Annotated in this window: 8 protein-coding genes, 2 tRNA genes and 2 rRNA genes; 11 read left to right on the top strand and 1 reads right to left on the bottom strand. The window is 65.2% G+C overall.

What is annotated here, in order from left to right; all coding sequences use genetic code 11:
- Positions 1–11: 11 nt before the first annotated feature.
- The 3 genes from cydB to cydC are packed head-to-tail and all read left to right on the top strand — an operon-like array spanning position 12 to position 4359.
- Entirely contained in the window at positions 12–1040 is a 1029-nt protein-coding gene (cydB, locus tag MICNX66_RS14375) for a cytochrome d ubiquinol oxidase subunit II (protein ID WP_187662432.1), read from the top strand.
- The gene (cydD, locus tag MICNX66_RS14370; protein ID WP_187662431.1) at positions 1037–2695 is read left to right on the top strand and encodes a thiol reductant ABC exporter subunit CydD; all 1659 of its coding nucleotides are present in this window, start codon (positions 1037–1039) and stop codon (positions 2693–2695) included. Before cydB ends, cydD begins: the two co-directional genes overlap by 4 nt.
- Positions 2692–4359, top strand: coding sequence for a thiol reductant ABC exporter subunit CydC (gene cydC / locus MICNX66_RS14365; RefSeq protein WP_187662430.1), 1668 nt, complete (start codon positions 2692–2694; stop codon positions 4357–4359). The genes cydD and cydC overlap by 4 nt, the downstream gene beginning before the upstream one ends.
- Positions 4360–4362: 3 nt before the next feature.
- On the opposite strand, the gene MICNX66_RS14360 is transcribed toward cydC, so the two are convergent.
- Positions 4363–5145 (bottom strand): hypothetical protein, encoded by a 783-nt coding sequence (locus MICNX66_RS14360; RefSeq protein WP_187662429.1) that lies wholly within the window; start codon positions 5143–5145, stop codon positions 4363–4365.
- Positions 5146–5321: 176 nt separating this feature from the next.
- On the opposite strand from MICNX66_RS14360, the gene MICNX66_RS14355 reads away from it, so the two are divergent.
- From MICNX66_RS14355 to MICNX66_RS14320, 8 genes are all read left to right on the top strand, one after another.
- Entirely contained in the window at positions 5322–6368 is a 1047-nt protein-coding gene (locus MICNX66_RS14355; RefSeq protein ID WP_187662428.1) for a hypothetical protein, read from the top strand.
- Positions 6369–6413: 45 nt separating this feature from the next.
- Positions 6414–6504, top strand: a tRNA-Ser gene (locus MICNX66_RS14350).
- Between the two features lie 92 nt (positions 6505–6596).
- Positions 6597–6669: transfer RNA gene (locus MICNX66_RS14345), tRNA-Ala, on the top strand.
- A 138-nt stretch (positions 6670–6807) separates the two neighbouring features.
- Positions 6808–7536 carry a GntR family transcriptional regulator gene (locus tag MICNX66_RS14340; protein ID WP_187662427.1) on the top strand — a complete coding sequence of 243 codons (729 nt, stop codon included), beginning with the start codon at positions 6808–6810 and terminating at the stop codon, positions 7534–7536.
- A gap of 153 nt (positions 7537–7689) precedes the next feature.
- Entirely contained in the window at positions 7690–8901 is a 1212-nt protein-coding gene (locus MICNX66_RS14335) for an alpha-hydroxy acid oxidase (protein WP_232089103.1), read from the top strand.
- A 42-nt stretch (positions 8902–8943) separates the two neighbouring features.
- The gene (locus MICNX66_RS14330) at positions 8944–10332 is read left to right on the top strand and encodes an MFS transporter (RefSeq protein ID WP_187662426.1); all 1389 of its coding nucleotides are present in this window, start codon (positions 8944–8946) and stop codon (positions 10330–10332) included.
- Positions 10333–10788: 456 nt separating this feature from the next.
- Positions 10789–12313: ribosomal RNA gene (locus MICNX66_RS14325) — 16S ribosomal RNA — on the top strand.
- A 415-nt stretch (positions 12314–12728) separates the two neighbouring features.
- Positions 12729–15831, top strand: a 23S ribosomal RNA gene (locus tag MICNX66_RS14320).
- The 16S and 23S rRNA genes sit together here, the layout of an rRNA operon.
- Positions 15832–15940 lie beyond the last annotated feature (109 nt).

Genomic DNA, 15940 nt, shown 5'->3' with positions numbered 1-15940 from the left:
GAACGAGCATCATGGATCTCGCAACGATCTGGTTCTGGGTGGTCGCCTTCCTGTTCGTCGGCTACTTCGTCCTCGACGGGTTCGACTTCGGTGTGGGCATGTCGCTGCCGTTCCTCGGCAAGGACGACGTCTCCCGCCGGCAGGTCATCAACACGATCGGTCCCGTGTGGGACCTCAACGAGACGTGGGTCATCGTGGCCGGGGCCTCGCTGTTCGCCTCGTTCCCCGAGTGGTACGCCACCCTGTTCAGCGGGTTCTACCTGCCGCTGCTGCTCATCCTGCTGGCACTCATCCTCCGCGGCGTCTCGTTCGAGTACCGCCACCAGCGGGAGAGCCGGAAGTGGAAGCAGGGCTTCGACCGGATGATCGTCATCGGCTCGGTCGTCCCGGCACTGCTCTGGGGCGTCGCTTTCGGCAACATCGTGCAGGGCGTCGCGATCGACGAGAACCACATCTACGTCGGCGGCTTCTTCTCGCTGCTGAACCCGTATGCGCTGCTGGTCGGCGTCACGACCCTGCTGCTCTTCTTCCTGCACGGCGTGCTGTTCGTCGCGCTGAAGACGGACGGCCAGGTGCACGAGGATGCCCGGAAGCTCGCGAAGAAGGCCGCCATCCCGACGATCCTCGTCGCAGCCGCGACGGTGGTCTGGACGGTCGCGATCGCGATGGGCCGCGAGGCGCCGCTGCTGTGGCTGGTCATCGGAGCCGGTGCGCTCGCGGCGGTCAGCCTGATCGCGGCGGTCGGCTTCTCGCTCGTCCGCCGCGACGGGTGGGCGTTCTTCGCCGGCATGCTCACGGTCATGTTCGCCGTCGTCATGCTGTTCTCCGCCCTCTTCCCGTTCGTGATGCCCTCGACGATCGACCCGGCGTTCAGCCTCACGATCGCCAACGCGTCCAGCACTCCGTATACGCTGCAGATCATGAGCTGGACCGCGCTGATCGCCCTCCCGCTGGTCATCGCGTACCAGACCTGGACCTACTGGGTGTTCCGCAAGCGCGTCACCCGCCGGTCGATCGAGGGGGCTCCGGCGCACGCGTGAAACCCGTCGATCCGAGGCTGCTCCGATACGCGGCCGCCGCCCGGGGGTTCCTCCTGGCGTCGGCCGCGATCGGCGTCTTCCAGACCGCGGTGACGATCGCCTTCGCGTGGCTGCTCACCGAGGCGGTGGTCGGCGCCATCGCGGGTCGCGACGTCACCGCGACCCTGCTCTGGCTGCTGGCGACGGCGCTGCTGCGGGGGCTGCTCATCGCCGCCTCCGACGCGGCGGGCACGCAGGCCGCGGCCCGCACCGGGATGCAGCTGCGCGCGGCCCTCGTCGCAGCGGTCGGGCGACTCGGGCCGGGGTGGCTCGCTCAGCGGAACCAGACGCAGATCGCCGTCACCGCCGGTCACGGCCTGGAAGCCCTGGACGCGTACTTCGCGCGGTACATCCCGCAGCTCGTCCTCACCGTCATCGCGACGCCCGTGCTCGTCGCGGTCATGTGGTGGCAGGACTGGCCGAGCGGGCTCACCGCCGTCATCACCCTGCCGCTCATCCCGCTGTTCCTCATCCTCATCGGCATCGCGACCCGCACGGTGCAGAAGAAGCAGTGGCAGACTCTGCAGCACCTCGCCGCCCGCTTCGCCGATACGGTGCAGGGGCTGTCGACGCTGCGGCTGTTCGGCCGGGACCGTCGGGCGGCCGACCGCATCGAGGTGACCGCCGACGAGTACCGCCGCGAGACCATGAAGGTGCTCCGGTTCTCGTTCCTCTCGGGGTTCGCGATGGAGCTGCTGTCGTCGCTCGCGGTCGCGCTCATCGCGGTCGCGGTCGGCTTCCGGCTGCTGTCAGGAGACCTGAGCCTGGAGGTCGGGCTCTTCGTGCTGCTGCTCGCCCCGGAGGCCTTCCTCCCCATCCGTCAGGTCGGCGTGCAGTTCCACGCCGCGGCCGAGGGCGTCGCGGCCACGGAAGACGTGTTCGATGTGCTCGATGCGGCGCGCGACCGGGACCGCGGCGGGGTGCGCAGGCACGATCCGGACACGGATGCACGACCGAACCCCGTGGACTCGTCCGGCAGCCGTGCCGGAGTCGTGCAGGTGGCACACGGACTCGTGGTCGAGGGGCTCCGGGTGAGGGACCTGCCGCCGGTGTCGTTCGTCGCGGAGCCGGGGACGGTGACCCTGATCGAGGGACCGAGCGGCTCCGGGAAGTCGAGTCTGCTCGCCGCCCTCCGCGGAGCGGTGGACTACACGGGGACCGCGACCTGGGACGGACGGGACGTCGTCGAGCTCGCGCCGTCGGAATGGCTCGCCTGGGCCGGCCAGACGCCGGGGCTGATGCGCGGCACGGTCGCGGAGAACGTGGCTCTGGGCGACGCGGCTCCCGACCTCGCCCGCGTGCGCCGGGCCCTCGACGCCGCGTGCGCGGAGGGGATCGAGGCCGACCGCGTGCTGGGCGTGCAGGGCGCAGGGCTGTCGGGAGGGCAGGCGCAGCGCGTCGCGGTGGCCAGGGCGCTGTATCGCCACGACGGTGCCCCGGAGCGGATGCTCGCGCTCGATGAGCCCTCCAGCGCCCTCGACGCCGACACCGAGGAGCGGCTGTGGCGGTCGCTGCGCGCGCGGGCGGACGCCGGCGCGACCATCCTCCTCGTCTCGCACCGCCGCTCGGCCAGGGACATCGCCGACCGGATCGTGGCGCTGGGGGTGAGCGCATGACCGAGACGACGCGCAGCGAGCGGGTCCGGGACATGCTCCGGCTCGCGCAGCCGCCGTTCCGCCGCTTCCTCCCCGGGCTGATCTGGGGGGTGCTGTCGGCGGCCGCCGCAGTGAGCCTTCTCGCGGTGAGCGGCTGGCTGATCGTGAGCGCGTCGATCGTCGACTCCCTCGTGCCGCTGTCCATCGCGGTCGTCGGGGTGCGGTTCTTCGCCGTGACCCGGGCTGTCACGCGGTACCTGGAGCGGCTGAGCGGTCACGACGCCGCGCTCCGGCAGCTCGCCACGACCCGCTCCGACATGGTGCGCCGCCTCATCCCGCTCTCGCCGGCGGGGCTCGGTGCGACCGACCGTGGGCAGGTGCTCGCGGCGCTCGTCGACGACGTGGAGAACCTGCAGAACCTCCCGCTCCGGGTCGTGCAGCCGCTTGCCGTCTCGGGCGTCGTCGCCCTCGGAGCGGTGGGCTTCCTCGCCTTCGTCTCGCCACCCGCCGCGCTGACCCTCGCGGTCTGCCTCCTCGTCGCCGCGTTCGCGGCGGTCGGGCTCGGCTGGATCTTCGGCTCCCGCGCGGAGGCCGCGGTGTCGGCGCGTCGGGCCGAGGTGTCCGCGGCCCTCGTCGACTACTTCGGCAGTCTCGACGTGCTCCTCGCGTTCGGTGCGGAGGCGCAGGCGCGGGAGCGGATCCGCGTCGCGGACGCCGCGCTGCGTCGCGTGGTCAGTCGGGCGTCGCTCGCGCAGGCCGTCGCGGCCGGAGTGGTGTCGCTGATGGCCGGGGCCGCATCCGTGTGGGCGCTCGCCGCGGCGGCTCCGGGCCTCGACACGGGGGCGATCGATGCGCCGTGGCTCGCGGTCGCGGTGCTCGTGCCGATGGTCGTGTTCGAGGTGCTCGGCGCCGTGCCGATCGCCGCGGCCTCGTGGCGGAGCGTGCGCGCGAGTGCGGAGCGCATCGTGGACGTGCTGCCCGAACGGATGCCGCCGGAGCTGCGGCCCGACGCGGGGCAGGATGCCGAGGTCGCGGGTGTGCCCGCCCTCGTCCTGCGCGGTGCCACGGCGCACTGGCCCGGAGGCGCGGCGGCGTTGACCGGCGTGGACCTCGACCTCGCACCCGGGGAGCGGGTGCTCGTCTCCGGAGCGAGCGGGGCGGGCAAGAGCTCGCTGGCGGCCGCACTGGTCGGCTTCCTCCGGGTGGACGGCGAGTACCGGATCGGCGACCTCGACGCGGCAGCCCTGTCCGGACCGGCACTGCGGCGCATCGTCGGTCTGTGCGAGCAGCAGCCCCAGCTGTTCGACGAGGACGTGCGGCAGAACCTGCTCTTCGCGAGGGATACCGCCACCGATGACGAGCTCCTCGCCGTGCTCGACCGTGTGGGCCTCGCGGCGTGGGTCCGCGAGCGTGGGGGTCTCGACGCCCGAGTGGGCGACCGCGGTGCGCTGGTGTCCGGCGGTCAGGCACAGCGGATCGCCCTGGCTCGCGCGCTGCTGCGCGGCTTCCCGGTGCTCGTGCTGGACGAGCCGACGGCGGGCGTCGACCCCGAGGCCTCGGACGCTTTGCTGCGCGATCTGCTGCAGGCGACGGGGGAGCAGTCGGTGCTGCTCATCTCGCACGTGGCGCCGCCCGCGGGGACGGTCGACCGGGTCGTGCGGATCGAGGGCGGCCGGACGGTCTGAGCCTCAGCCGACGAGGTTCATGTCGGCGGGCGGCTCCATCACGATGCCCTGCGCTTCGAACGCGCGCCGGCGCTCCTCGATCCTTCGGTGCATCTCGACCTGGGCCTCGTCGATGAGACGCGGGTCGAGGTCGACCGTCGCCGGATGCGGGTCGCCGTGGTGGGCGGCGATGTACGCGTCGAGCTCGGGGCCGCTGGTCCAGGAGGTGATGAGCGCGTACCGCGGGCCCGTGCCGCGGTGCCACACGGCGTGCCAGAAGCGCTGCGTGTCGACGATGATCCGCGAACCGGCGCGCAGCGGCAGCCGGACCTCGGTGGCCGGGTCGAACCGGTCGGAGCGGAGGATGAGCATCGAGTCGGTGTCGTCGGTGAGGTTGTAATACCCGCGGACCACCCAGCCCGTGCCCGGCTCATTGAGGCGGTTGTTGTCGTCCTGGTGCAGGTTGTAGATCGCGTCGGCGTAGTCGTTGGGCTGGAGCTCGATGACCCGGCAGCGACCGACGCCGGCGCCCGGGGCCAGGGCACGGCGCTGCAGGGTCGGGGCGATCGCGACCTGCGCCGGGATCCAGACGCCGTCCTTGTCGGTGCGCGGGGGTGTGTGGTTCCAGAAGCCGTTGCAGTCGATGTCGCCGGCGTAGCTCGTCAGGGGTGCGAAGCGGGTGATGCCGGAGGAGCGCCAGCCGACGTACTCGAGGTCACGCCACTCGGACGGGTCCACCGGGGTGGTCTCGTCGTCGAGGACCACGTATCCGGTCTCGGCGAGCGCCGCAGACGTGATGAATCCCATGCTGCTTGCATCCTTCCCGTCGTTCTGCCCCCGGAGGCGGCGGGTTCTTAGGCAATCCTAATCCCGACCTCCCCTCGCCGACCCACCCCCTTGCGTGTGTCCCACCCCCTTCCGGCCGCACGCAGAGGGGTGGCCCGGCCGGAAGGGGATGGGTCGGCGAGGGATATTCTGAGGGCATGACGCAGCCCCAGGGTGCCCTTCTCGTGGGCAGTGTGAACTTCGACGACGCCGAAACCACGATTCGCACCGCTGCGGAGCTGCTCGGCGACCGGTTGCGCCGCATCCCGGACGGCGAGGTCGGCAAGCGGTTCCACTGGATCATGTTCCAGCCCGACGTCATCGGCCAGGCGGACGGCATCGAGCGGATCGGCGACGAGCCCATCCCGTTCCCCGCCGGCATCGACGCCCGCGGCCTCCGCATCGTCGAGGGTGTGGACCCGGCGACGATCGCACTGCCTCCGCTCGGGTACGCCTCCGCGGCGATCGAGTCGTACGGGCGCTTCGCCCGGCTGCGTGAGGAGGGAGTGGTCGCGGCAGGCACCCGGTTCCAGGTGTCGCTGCCCACCCCGCTCGCCGTCATCTCCTCCTTCTTCCATGGCGACGACCGGGCCGCGATCGAGCCCGTGTACACCGCCGCGATACTCCGCGAGCTCGACGAGACCCTCGCCGCGATCCCGCACGGGGACCTCGCCGTGCAGTGGGACGTCGCGAGCGAGATGGGCATCATCGAGGGGGCCTCCGGCTACGGCGCCGTCATGGAGGCGTGGTGGCCCGGTGACCCGTTCGACGGACTCGTCTCGCGTCTGGCCGCCCTCGTCGACGCCGTCCCGGACGACGTCGAGGTGGGCGTGCACCTCTGTTACGGCGACGCGGGGGAGAAGCATTTCTTCGAGCCGACCGACGCCGGCGCCCTCGTCCACTACGCCAACGCCGTCATCGCCGCGGCCCACCGTCCGCTCACCTGGCTGCACCTTCCCGTGCCGATCGGCCACGATGACGAGGCCTACTTCGCCCCGCTCGCCGAGCTCACCCCGGTCGAGGAGCTCTACCTCGGCCTCGTGCACCGGGAGGACGGCGCGGAGGGTGCGCGCCGCCGGATCGCCGCCGCCGTCCCGTTCGCCCCGGAGTTCGGCGTCGCCACGGAGTGCGGCATCGGCCGCGCCCCCGCCGGCTCCACGGGAGGCATCCTCCGCACCCACGCCGAGGTCGCCGCCGCCTGGTGACCCGTCGATTCGCGCGCTCGGCCCCGGTGTCGTAAACTGATCCGCGGTGACGTGTCCGAGCGGCCGAAGGTGCAACTCTCGAAAAGTTGTGTAGGGTAACCCCCTACCGTGGGTTCAAATCCCACCGTCACCGCCACCACGAAGGCCCCGGCTCCCGTTGATATGACGGGGATGCGGGGCCTTCGTCCTGTCGGCTATCCCGAGCGTGATAACGTAGATGTCGTTCACGGGCCTATGGCGCAGTTGGTAGCGCGCCTCGTTCGCATCGAGGAGGTCAGGGGTTCGAATCCCCTTAGGTCCACAGGAACAGAACGCAAGAGCCTCGCCCCGCATCTCGCAGGGCGAGGTTCTTTCGTTGAAGCGCTGGGCCGGACCGACCGCTGCGACGAGACCGCTCGGCAGCGGCGGGGGTTCGATTCCGTGCCCCTAGGCTGAGGACATGGACGCGACGCCCAGCGAATCCGGCTCGACCCTGCACACGCATGCCGTCGACAGCCAGCGCCGTGCCGCGGCCCTCGGCGAGGGGGATCGCGTGCTGTCGCGCACGCAGAAGGTGTATGTGGCGCTCAGGGACGACATCGTCCGCACCCGGCTCGCCCCGGGCGAGGTCGTCATCGAACCTGAGCTGGCCGCGCGCTTCGGGGTGTCGAAGACGCCCGTGCGCGAGGCCCTGCAGATCCTCGTCGTCGAGGGGCTCGTCGTCGCCCTTCCTCGTCGCGGCTACGTCGTCCGCCCGCTGGGCATCAACGAGGTGCGCGAGGTGCTCGATCTGCGCCTGATCATCGAACCGCCCATGGCCGCGAGTGCGACGCGCTACGGCAACGAGGCTTTCATCGAGGAGCTCAGCTCGATCCTGGACGCGCAGCGCAGCGGCTCAGGCACGGCGGAGCTGACCGATGCGGCGCGCGCTTTCCACGAGTGCATCCTCGGCGCGGCGCGCAACGCTCGGGCCAAGACGCTCATGAGCGGCCTGTTCGACGAGACGACACGGAGTCATCACCTGATCCCGGCGATCGATGCGCGAATCCACTCGGACGTCGAGAACAACGGACACCAGCAGGTGCTCGAGGCGATCCGCACCGGCGATCCGCAGGCTGCCGAGGAGGCCATGCGCGGCCACCTCGTGGAGCTGCGGGAGTTCGTCCTCCAGGCATTCCTCGAAGCCTGACCCGCGCTCGTCGCGAAGGAGCGACCCTCTGGTCGTCTCAGATATATCTGACGCATATCGCTATTGTGCCCAAGATATTTGGTGGCTATGGTGGTGCCGACACCGCGGTCGGCTCTCCGGCCGCCCCGGGGCTGCCGAGAGGAACCAGGACTTTTGCGACGCCGCATCCGCACCTTCATCGAGCTGCTGAGCTTCGCTCCGCCGGCGCTTCCCACCGAGGCGAAGCGCGTGGCGGAGGCACGTAGCCTCGGCGACCTCCGCCGGCTCGCGAAGCGTCGCGTGCCCGGATTCGTCTTCGACTACGTCGAGGGTGCCGCGGTGACCGAGCAAGCCGCCCGAGACAACGAGTCGGCCTTCGCCCGCCGGAGGTTCGTGCCCTCCGTCACGGAGAGCGCAGCCGGAGCGTCGCTCACCACCCGCCTGCTGGGACGCGAGCATGCGATGCCCATCGGCATCGCCCCCATCGGCCTCACCGCCCTCATGCGCGCGGCCGGCGAGACCGACGGGGTCCGCGCGGCTGCGAACCGCGATGTGCCGTTCGTGCTCTCCACGATGGGCACGCGGAGCATCGAGGACGTCGCCGATGCCGCGCCCGCTGCGCGCCGATGGTTCCAACTCTACCTGCGGCGGGATCGTGCCGCGTCGCTCGCCCTCATCGAGCGGGCTGCTGCGGCGGGCTTCGACACCCTCGTGCTGACCGTCGACACCCGGGTGCCGGGGCAGCGCTACCGCGACGACCGCAACCGACTCTCGATGCCGCCGCGTCTGACGCTGCGCACCGCCATGCAGTCGGCGCTGCATCCCGCGTGGTCGCTCGATCTGCTGGCACACGATGCACCGGCCATGGCGAACTTCGGGCCCCGATCCGGAAGCGTCACCGACGTGGTCAGCAGCATGTTCGATCCCGCGCTGTCCTTGGACGACGTGCGCTGGCTGCGGGGGAACTGGGACGGGCCGATCGTCGTGAAGGGCGTGCTCTCCGCCATCGACGCCGAGCGCTTCATCGACGCCGGAGCGGACGCCATCTGGGTCTCCAACCACGGCGGTCGCCAACTCGACCGTGCGATCGCGCCCATCGAGGTCGTCGGTGCGGTGCGCGCCGCCGTCGGCGACGACGTCCCGATCCTCCTCGACTCCGGCATCCGCAGCGGCCTCGACGTCGTGGCCGCGATCGCGTGCGGAGCCGACTTCGTCTTCCTCGGCCGGGGGTACATGTACGGCCTCATGGCAGGCGGACGGATCGGGGTGGAGCGAGCACTCGACCTCGTGGCGAACGAGACCCTGTCGACGATGCAGCTTCTCGGCGTGCGCACGACCGCTGAACTACGCGGCCGGGGGACCACGGTCCTCGCACCGACCGGATAACCACGACCACGCCAGCACTTTTCAATGACGAAAGGACACCCCATGGCCAACGAACAGCAGCGCACCATGACCCCGCAGGCGAGGCGGGCGATCGCCGCAGCCTATTTCGGCACGCTCATCGAGTGGTACGACTACGCGCTCTACGGCGCCGCCGCCGGCCTCGTGATCGGCCCGCTCTTCTTCCCGGACGTCATCCCCGCCTCCGCCTCGATGCTCGCCTTCGCGACCTTCGCCGTCGGCTTCGTGGTGCGGCCGCTCGGCGGCCTCATCATCTCCCACCTCGGCGACCGGGTCGGCCGGAAGCCCGCGATGATCCTGACCATCGTGCTCATGGGGATCGCGACCGTGGGCATCGGGCTCCTCCCGACTGCCGAGGCGATCGGGGTGGCGGCGCCGATCCTGCTGATCCTGTTCCGCTTCATCCAGGGCTTCGGCGCCGGTGCGGAACTCGCCGGTGCGCTCACGCTCGTCGCCGAGTACGCGCCAGAGCGCCGCCGAGGGCGGGTCATCGGACTGGTCACCTCAGGCGCCCCTGGTGGAGCGTTCCTCGCGACTCTGGCCTTCACCTTCGCCTCGATGCTGCCCGGCGACGTGCTCCTCGGCGGGGCCTGGCGCATTCCGTTCCTGGTCTCCGCCGTCCTGTTCGTCCTGGCGCTCTGGATCCGTCGTCGCCTCGAGGAGACGCCCGAGTACCGGGACGCGGTGACGAACGCGGAGCAGTCCGCGACGAAGGTGCCCTTGGCGGAGCTGTTCCGCCGCAGCCCCCGCGAGCTCGTCATCGGCTTCTTCAGCGTCTGCGGGCACAATGTGACGAACTACGTCCTGAGCGCCTTCGCGCTGAGCTACCTCACGCTGACGGTCGGGATGCCTCGGGTCGAGGCGCTGATCGCGGTCCTGGTGTCCTCACTGCTCACCGCCTTCGCTCCGGTCCTCGGCGGCGTCGCGGTCGACCGGTTCGGGGCCAAGCGCGTGGTGATGTTCGGCTCGGTCGCCGGGATCGTCCTCACGTACCCGGTCTTCCTCTCCCTGCAGTCCGGCGACCCGGTGTTGGCTGCTCTCGGGATGACGGCGCTCGGCGTCATCGCCGTGGGTGCGACCGCGGCGTCCACCGGGACCTTCCTCACGAACCTCTTCCCGACCCGGTACCGCTTCACCGGCGTCGCGACGGCCCGGGAGCTCAATGGCGCGCTGGTCGCCGGCCCGACTCCGCTCATCGCCACCGCGCTCGTCGTGGCCGCCGGGGGAGGGCTCTGGCTCGTGGTGCTGTTCGTCATCGCCGCCTGCCTCTTGTCGCTCCTGGCCGTCGTCGCGACGCCGAAGCGCATCGGCGACCTGCAGCCCGAGGAGGCGTCCGGTCCGTCGGTGATCGCATCGGCGGAGAGGGTGTCGGACGGAGCGGGAGGAGGCGACACGCCCGGGAATCGGCGGTGATTTGCCCGATGCCTGGAACCCACGTAAGTTATTACCTGTTCGCCCCAAACGGTTGAGCGGAGGTCCTCGGACCGGCTCCCGTCAAGCAGCTAACACCTCCCGAATCCCACACACTCACTGAGTGAACAGGATGAAGGATGCTGATCCGTTCCCACGGTCTGGCCGAAGAAACTCGGACTTGACAACGGAAACGAGATCGGTAAGATAGAGAAGTTGCCCTGCGGGCCTGGTCGTGATGGCTGGGTCGTGGGAGCATCCGATCCTTGAGAACTCAACAGCGTGCACTTGTCAAATGCCAAATTATCCTCGTCTAGCTTCGGCTGGGTGAGAATTCCTTTGGATCAAAGACCAACCTCCTTGTGGGGTTGGCAATGGATAGTCAGCAATGATTTATCTCTTTGGTCAGCATCAAACTCGCTGCGTTCCGGTTTTTCCCCGGTTCGTATGCAATTTCTTTTTACGGAGAGTTTGATCCTGGCTCAGGATGAACGCTGGCGGCGTGCTTAACACATGCAAGTCGAACGGTGAACACGGAGCTTGCTCTGTGGGATCAGTGGCGAACGGGTGAGTAACACGTGAGCAACCTGCCCCTGACTCTGGGATAAGCGCTGGAAACGGCGTCTAATACTGGATATGTGACGTGACCGCATGGTCTGCGTTTGGAAAGATTTTTCGGTTGGGGATGGGCTCGCGGCCTATCAGCTTGTTGGTGAGGTAATGGCTCACCAAGGCGTCGACGGGTAGCCGGCCTGAGAGGGTGACCGGCCACACTGGGACTGAGACACGGCCCAGACTCCTACGGGAGGCAGCAGTGGGGAATATTGCACAATGGGCGAAAGCCTGATGCAGCAACGCCGCGTGAGGGATGACGGCCTTCGGGTTGTAAACCTCTTTTAGCAGGGAAGAAGCGAAAGTGACGGTACCTGCAGAAAAAGCGCCGGCTAACTACGTGCCAGCAGCCGCGGTAATACGTAGGGCGCAAGCGTTATCCGGAATTATTGGGCGTAAAGAGCTCGTAGGCGGTTTGTCGCGTCTGCTGTGAAATCCCGAGGCTCAACCTCGGGCCTGCAGTGGGTACGGGCAGACTAGAGTGCGGTAGGGGAGATTGGAATTCCTGGTGTAGCGGTGGAATGCGCAGATATCAGGAGGAACACCGATGGCGAAGGCAGATCTCTGGGCCGTAACTGACGCTGAGGAGCGAAAGGGTGGGGAGCAAACAGGCTTAGATACCCTGGTAGTCCACCCCGTAAACGTTGGGAACTAGTTGTGGGGTCCATTCCACGGATTCCGTGACGCAGCTAACGCATTAAGTTCCCCGCCTGGGGAGTACGGCCGCAAGGCTAAAACTCAAAGGAATTGACGGGGACCCGCACAAGCGGCGGAGCATGCGGATTAATTCGATGCAACGCGAAGAACCTTACCAAGGCTTGACATATACGAGAACGGGCCAGAAATGGTCAACTCTTTGGACACTCGTAAACAGGTGGTGCATGGTTGTCGTCAGCTCGTGTCGTGAGATGTTGGGTTAAGTCCCGCAACGAGCGCAACCCTCGTTCTATGTTGCCAGCACGTAATGGTGGGAACTCATGGGATACTGCCGGGGTCAACTCGGAGGAAGGTGGGGATGACGTCAAATCATCATGCCCCTTATGTCTTGGGCTTCACGCATGCTACAATGGCCGGTACAAAGGGCTGCAATACCGTGAGGTGGAGCGAATCCCAAAAAGCCGGTCCCAGTTCGGATTGAGGTCTGCAACTCGACCTCATGAAGTCGGAGTCGCTAGTAATCGCAGATCAGCAACGCTGCGGTGAATACGTTCCCGGGTCTTGTACACACCGCCCGTCAAGTCATGAAAGTCGGTAACACCTGAAGCCGGTGGCCTAACCCTTGTGGAGGGAGCCGTCGAAGGTGGGATCGGTAATTAGGACTAAGTCGTAACAAGGTAGCCGTACCGGAAGGTGCGGCTGGATCACCTCCTTTCTAAGGAGCATCTGACGCTTCGGCGTCCAGAACCCAGATCGAAGGCATACGTTCTTCGCTGGGAGCTCATGGGTGGAACATTTGACATGGCATCGAGATCTGATCTCGGGACTAGTACGCCGCTTCGGTGGTTGGAAGGTTCTGGGTGAGGGGACCGGTGCCTGCACGCTGTTGGGTCCTGAGGGACCGGATGCGGATCCTTCGGGGTCTGGTCTGAACCTCTGGACCTCTTTCTGTTTGTCCCTGTGGGGGCAGGTGGATGGGGGTTCCGCCCGTACTTTGAGAACTACACAGTGGACGCGAGCATCTTGCAGCCGGCTTTCGAGCTGGTTGCACAAGATGATCTTAAAGATCATTAGTCAATTTCTGATTCCATCTTCGGATGGGGTCGAGTTTTTGATTCAAACTCATGTGATTTCAAGTCTTTAAGAGCAAACGGTGGATGCCTTGGCATCTGGAGCCGAAGAAGGACGTAGCAATCTGCGATAAGCCTCGGGGAACTGATAAGCAAGTTTTGATCCGAGGGTGTCCGAATGGGGAAACCCCGCTGGGCGGCGTGCCGACCTAGTGACTCCCGCCTGAATATATAGGGCGGGTAGAGGGAACGTGGGGAAGTGAAACATCTCAGTACCCACAGGAAGAGAAAGCAACCGCGATTCCGTTAGTAGTGGCGAGCGAAACCGGATCAGGCTAAACCGAGTGTGTGTGATATCCGGCAGGAGTTGCATATTCGGGGTTGTGGGACTCACCAGTCAGTTCTGCCGAGCTGGCGACGTTACAGAAGCGTATAGACGAACGGTCTTGAAAGGCCGGTCATAGAGGGTGCCAACCCCGTAGTCGAAATGCGTGTTCTGGCGTGGAGAGTATCCCAAGTAGCACGGGGCCCGTGAAATCCCGTGTGAATCTGTCAGGACCACCTGATAAGCCTAAATACTCCCAGATGACCGATAGCGGACAAGTACCGTGAGGGAAAGGTGAAAAGTACCCCGGGAGGGGAGTGAAATAGTACCTGAAACCGTTTGCTTACAAACCGTTGGAGCACCCCTGGTAGGTGTGACAGCGTGCCTTTTGAAGAATGAGCCTGCGAGTTAGCGATATGTGGCGAGGTTAACCCGTGTGGGGTAGCCGTAGCGAAAGCGAGTCTGAATAGGGCGATTCAGTCGCATGTCCTAGACCCGAAGCGAAGTGATCTATCCATGGCCAGGTTGAAGCGACGGTAAGACGTCGTGGAGGACCGAACCCACTTAGGTTGAAAACTGAGGGGATGAGCTGTGGATAGGGGTGAAAGGCCAATCAAACTTCGTGATAGCTGGTTCTCTCCGAAATGCATTTAGGTGCAGCGTTGCGTGTTTCTTGCCGGAGGTAGAGCTACTGGATGGCCGATGGGCCCTACAAGGTTACTGACGTCAGCCAAACTCCGAATGCCGGTAAGTGAGAGCGCAGCAGTGAGACTGTGGGGGATAAGCTTCATAGTCGAGAGGGAAACAACCCAGACCACCAACTAAGGTCCCAAAGCGCGTGCTAAGTGGGAAAGGATGTGGAGTTGCTCTGACAACCAGGAGGTTGGCTTAGAAGCAGCCACCCTTGAAAGAGTGCGTAATAGCTCACTGGTCAAGTGATTCCGCGCCGACAATGTAACGGGGCTCAAGCACGCCACCGAAGTTGTGGCATTGACATTATTGGTAGGCCTTCGTGGTCCAGCCGTGTTGATGGGTAGGAGAGCGTCGTGTGGCCAGCGAAGCGGCGGTGGAAACCAGCCGTGGAGGCTACACGAGTGAGAATGCAGGCATGAGTAGCGAATGACGTGTGAGAAACACGTCCTCCGAAAGACCAAGGGTTCCAGGGTCAAGCTAATCTTCCCTGGGTAAGTCGGGACCTAAGGCGAGGCCGACAGGCGTAGTCGATGGACAACGGGTTGATATTCCCGTACCGGCGAAGAACCGCCCAAGCTAATCCAGTGGTGCTAAACGTCCGAGCCTTCACATCGTCACCTTCGGGTGACACCGTGGAGGGGAGCACGTGACCCCATGCTGGTGCGGTTAGCGTATTAACAGGTGTGACGCAGGAAGGTAGTCCAAGCCAGGCGATGGTTGTCCTGGTGCAAGTGCGTAGGCCGAGTCGTAGGCAAATCCGCGACTCATACAGGCTGAGACACGATGCGGATAAAAAGTGGATGATCCTATGCTGCCGAGAAAAGCATCGACGCGAGGTTCTAGCCGCCCGTACCCCAAACCGACTCAGGTGGTCAGGTAGAGAATACCAAGGAGATCGAGAGAATCGTGGTTAAGGAACTCGGCAAAATGCCCCCGTAACTTCGGGAGAAGGGGGGCCTTCGACGTATTAGGACTTGCTCCGAAAGCGTTTGGAGGCCGCAGAGACTAGTGGGTAGCGACTGTTTACTAAAAACACAGGTCCGTGCCAAGTCGCAAGACGATGTATACGGACTGACGCCTGCCCGGTGCTGGAAGGTTAAGAGGACCGGTTAGCCGCAAGGCGAAGCTGAGAATTTAAGCCCCAGTAAACGGCGGTGGTAACTATAACCATCCTAAGGTAGCGAAATTCCTTGTCGGGTAAGTTCCGACCTGCACGAATGGCGTAACGACTTCCCAACTGTCTCAACCGCGAACTCGGCGAAATTGCATTACGAGTAAAGATGCTCGTTACGCGCAGCAGGACGGAAAGACCCCGTGACCTTTACTACAGCTTGGTATTGGTGTTCGGTGTGGCTTGTGTAGGATAGGTGGGAGACTTTGAAGCGGTGACGCCAGTTACCGTGGAGTCATTGTTGAAATACCACTCTGGTCACTCTGGATATCTAACTTCGAACCGTAATCCGGTTCAGGGACAGTGCCTGGTGGGTAGTTTAACTGGGGCGGTTGCCTCCCAAAAAGTAACGGAGGCGCCCAAAGGTTCCCTCAACCTGGTTGGCAATCAGGTGGCGAGTGTAAGTGCACAAGGGAGCTTGACTGTGAGACTGACAGGTCGAGCAGGGACGAAAGTCGGGACTAGTGATCCGGCAGTGGCTTGTGGAAGCGCTGTCGCTCAACGGATAAAAGGTACCTCGGGGATAACAGGCTGATCTTGCCCAAGAGTCCATATCGACGGCATGGTTTGGCACCTCGATGTCGGCTCGTCGCATCCTGGGGCTGGAGTAGGTCCCAAGGGTTGGGCTGTTCGCCCATTAAAGCGGTACGCGAGCTGGGTTTAGAACGTCGTGAGACAGTTCGGTCCCTATCCGCTGCGCGCGTAGGAAGTTTGAGAGGATCTGACCCTAGTACGAGAGGACCGGGTTGGACGAACCTCTGGTGTGTCAGTTGTTCCGCCAGGAGCACCGCTGATTAGCTACGTTCGGGATGGATAACCGCTGAAAGCATCTAAGCGGGAAGCCGGCCTCAAGATGAGACTTCCATACCTTCGGGTGAGAGGCTCCCAGCCAGACTACTGGGTTGATAGGCCAGATGTGGAAGCACGGTAACGTGTGCAGCTGACTGGTACTAATAAGCCGATGACTTGATAACACACCGTTTGTTGGTGCTTGCGTCCACTGAGTGGTTCTCGATGTACGGTCGAGAACTACCTTCAACAATGATTCATCATTGCTTTAGGTTTGATTGAAACATCAATAGT

It is taken from the genome of Microbacterium sp. Nx66, from assembly GCF_904066215.1.
GTDB lineage: Bacteria > Actinomycetota > Actinomycetes > Actinomycetales > Microbacteriaceae > Microbacterium > Microbacterium meiriae.
Note: the sequence above shows the minus strand (reverse complement) of the source record. Positions and strands in the feature narration are given on the sequence as shown.

Bases quoted from the DNA above. Each gene is read 5' to 3' on its own strand.
- cydB (WP_187662432.1), top strand. From the start codon at position 12: ATGGATCTCGCAACGATCTGGTTCTGGGTGGTCGCCTTCCTGTTCGTC.
- cydC (WP_187662430.1), top strand. From the start codon at position 2,692: ATGACCGAGACGACGCGCAGCGAGCGGGTCCGGGACATGCTCCGGCTC.
- MICNX66_RS14360 (WP_187662429.1), bottom strand. From the start codon at position 5,145: ATGGGATTCATCACGTCTGCGGCGCTCGCCGAGACCGGATACGTGGTC.
- MICNX66_RS14355 (WP_187662428.1), top strand. From the start codon at position 5,322: ATGACGCAGCCCCAGGGTGCCCTTCTCGTGGGCAGTGTGAACTTCGAC.
- MICNX66_RS14340 (WP_187662427.1), top strand. From the start codon at position 6,808: ATGGACGCGACGCCCAGCGAATCCGGCTCGACCCTGCACACGCATGCC.
- MICNX66_RS14330 (WP_187662426.1), top strand. From the start codon at position 8,944: ATGGCCAACGAACAGCAGCGCACCATGACCCCGCAGGCGAGGCGGGCG.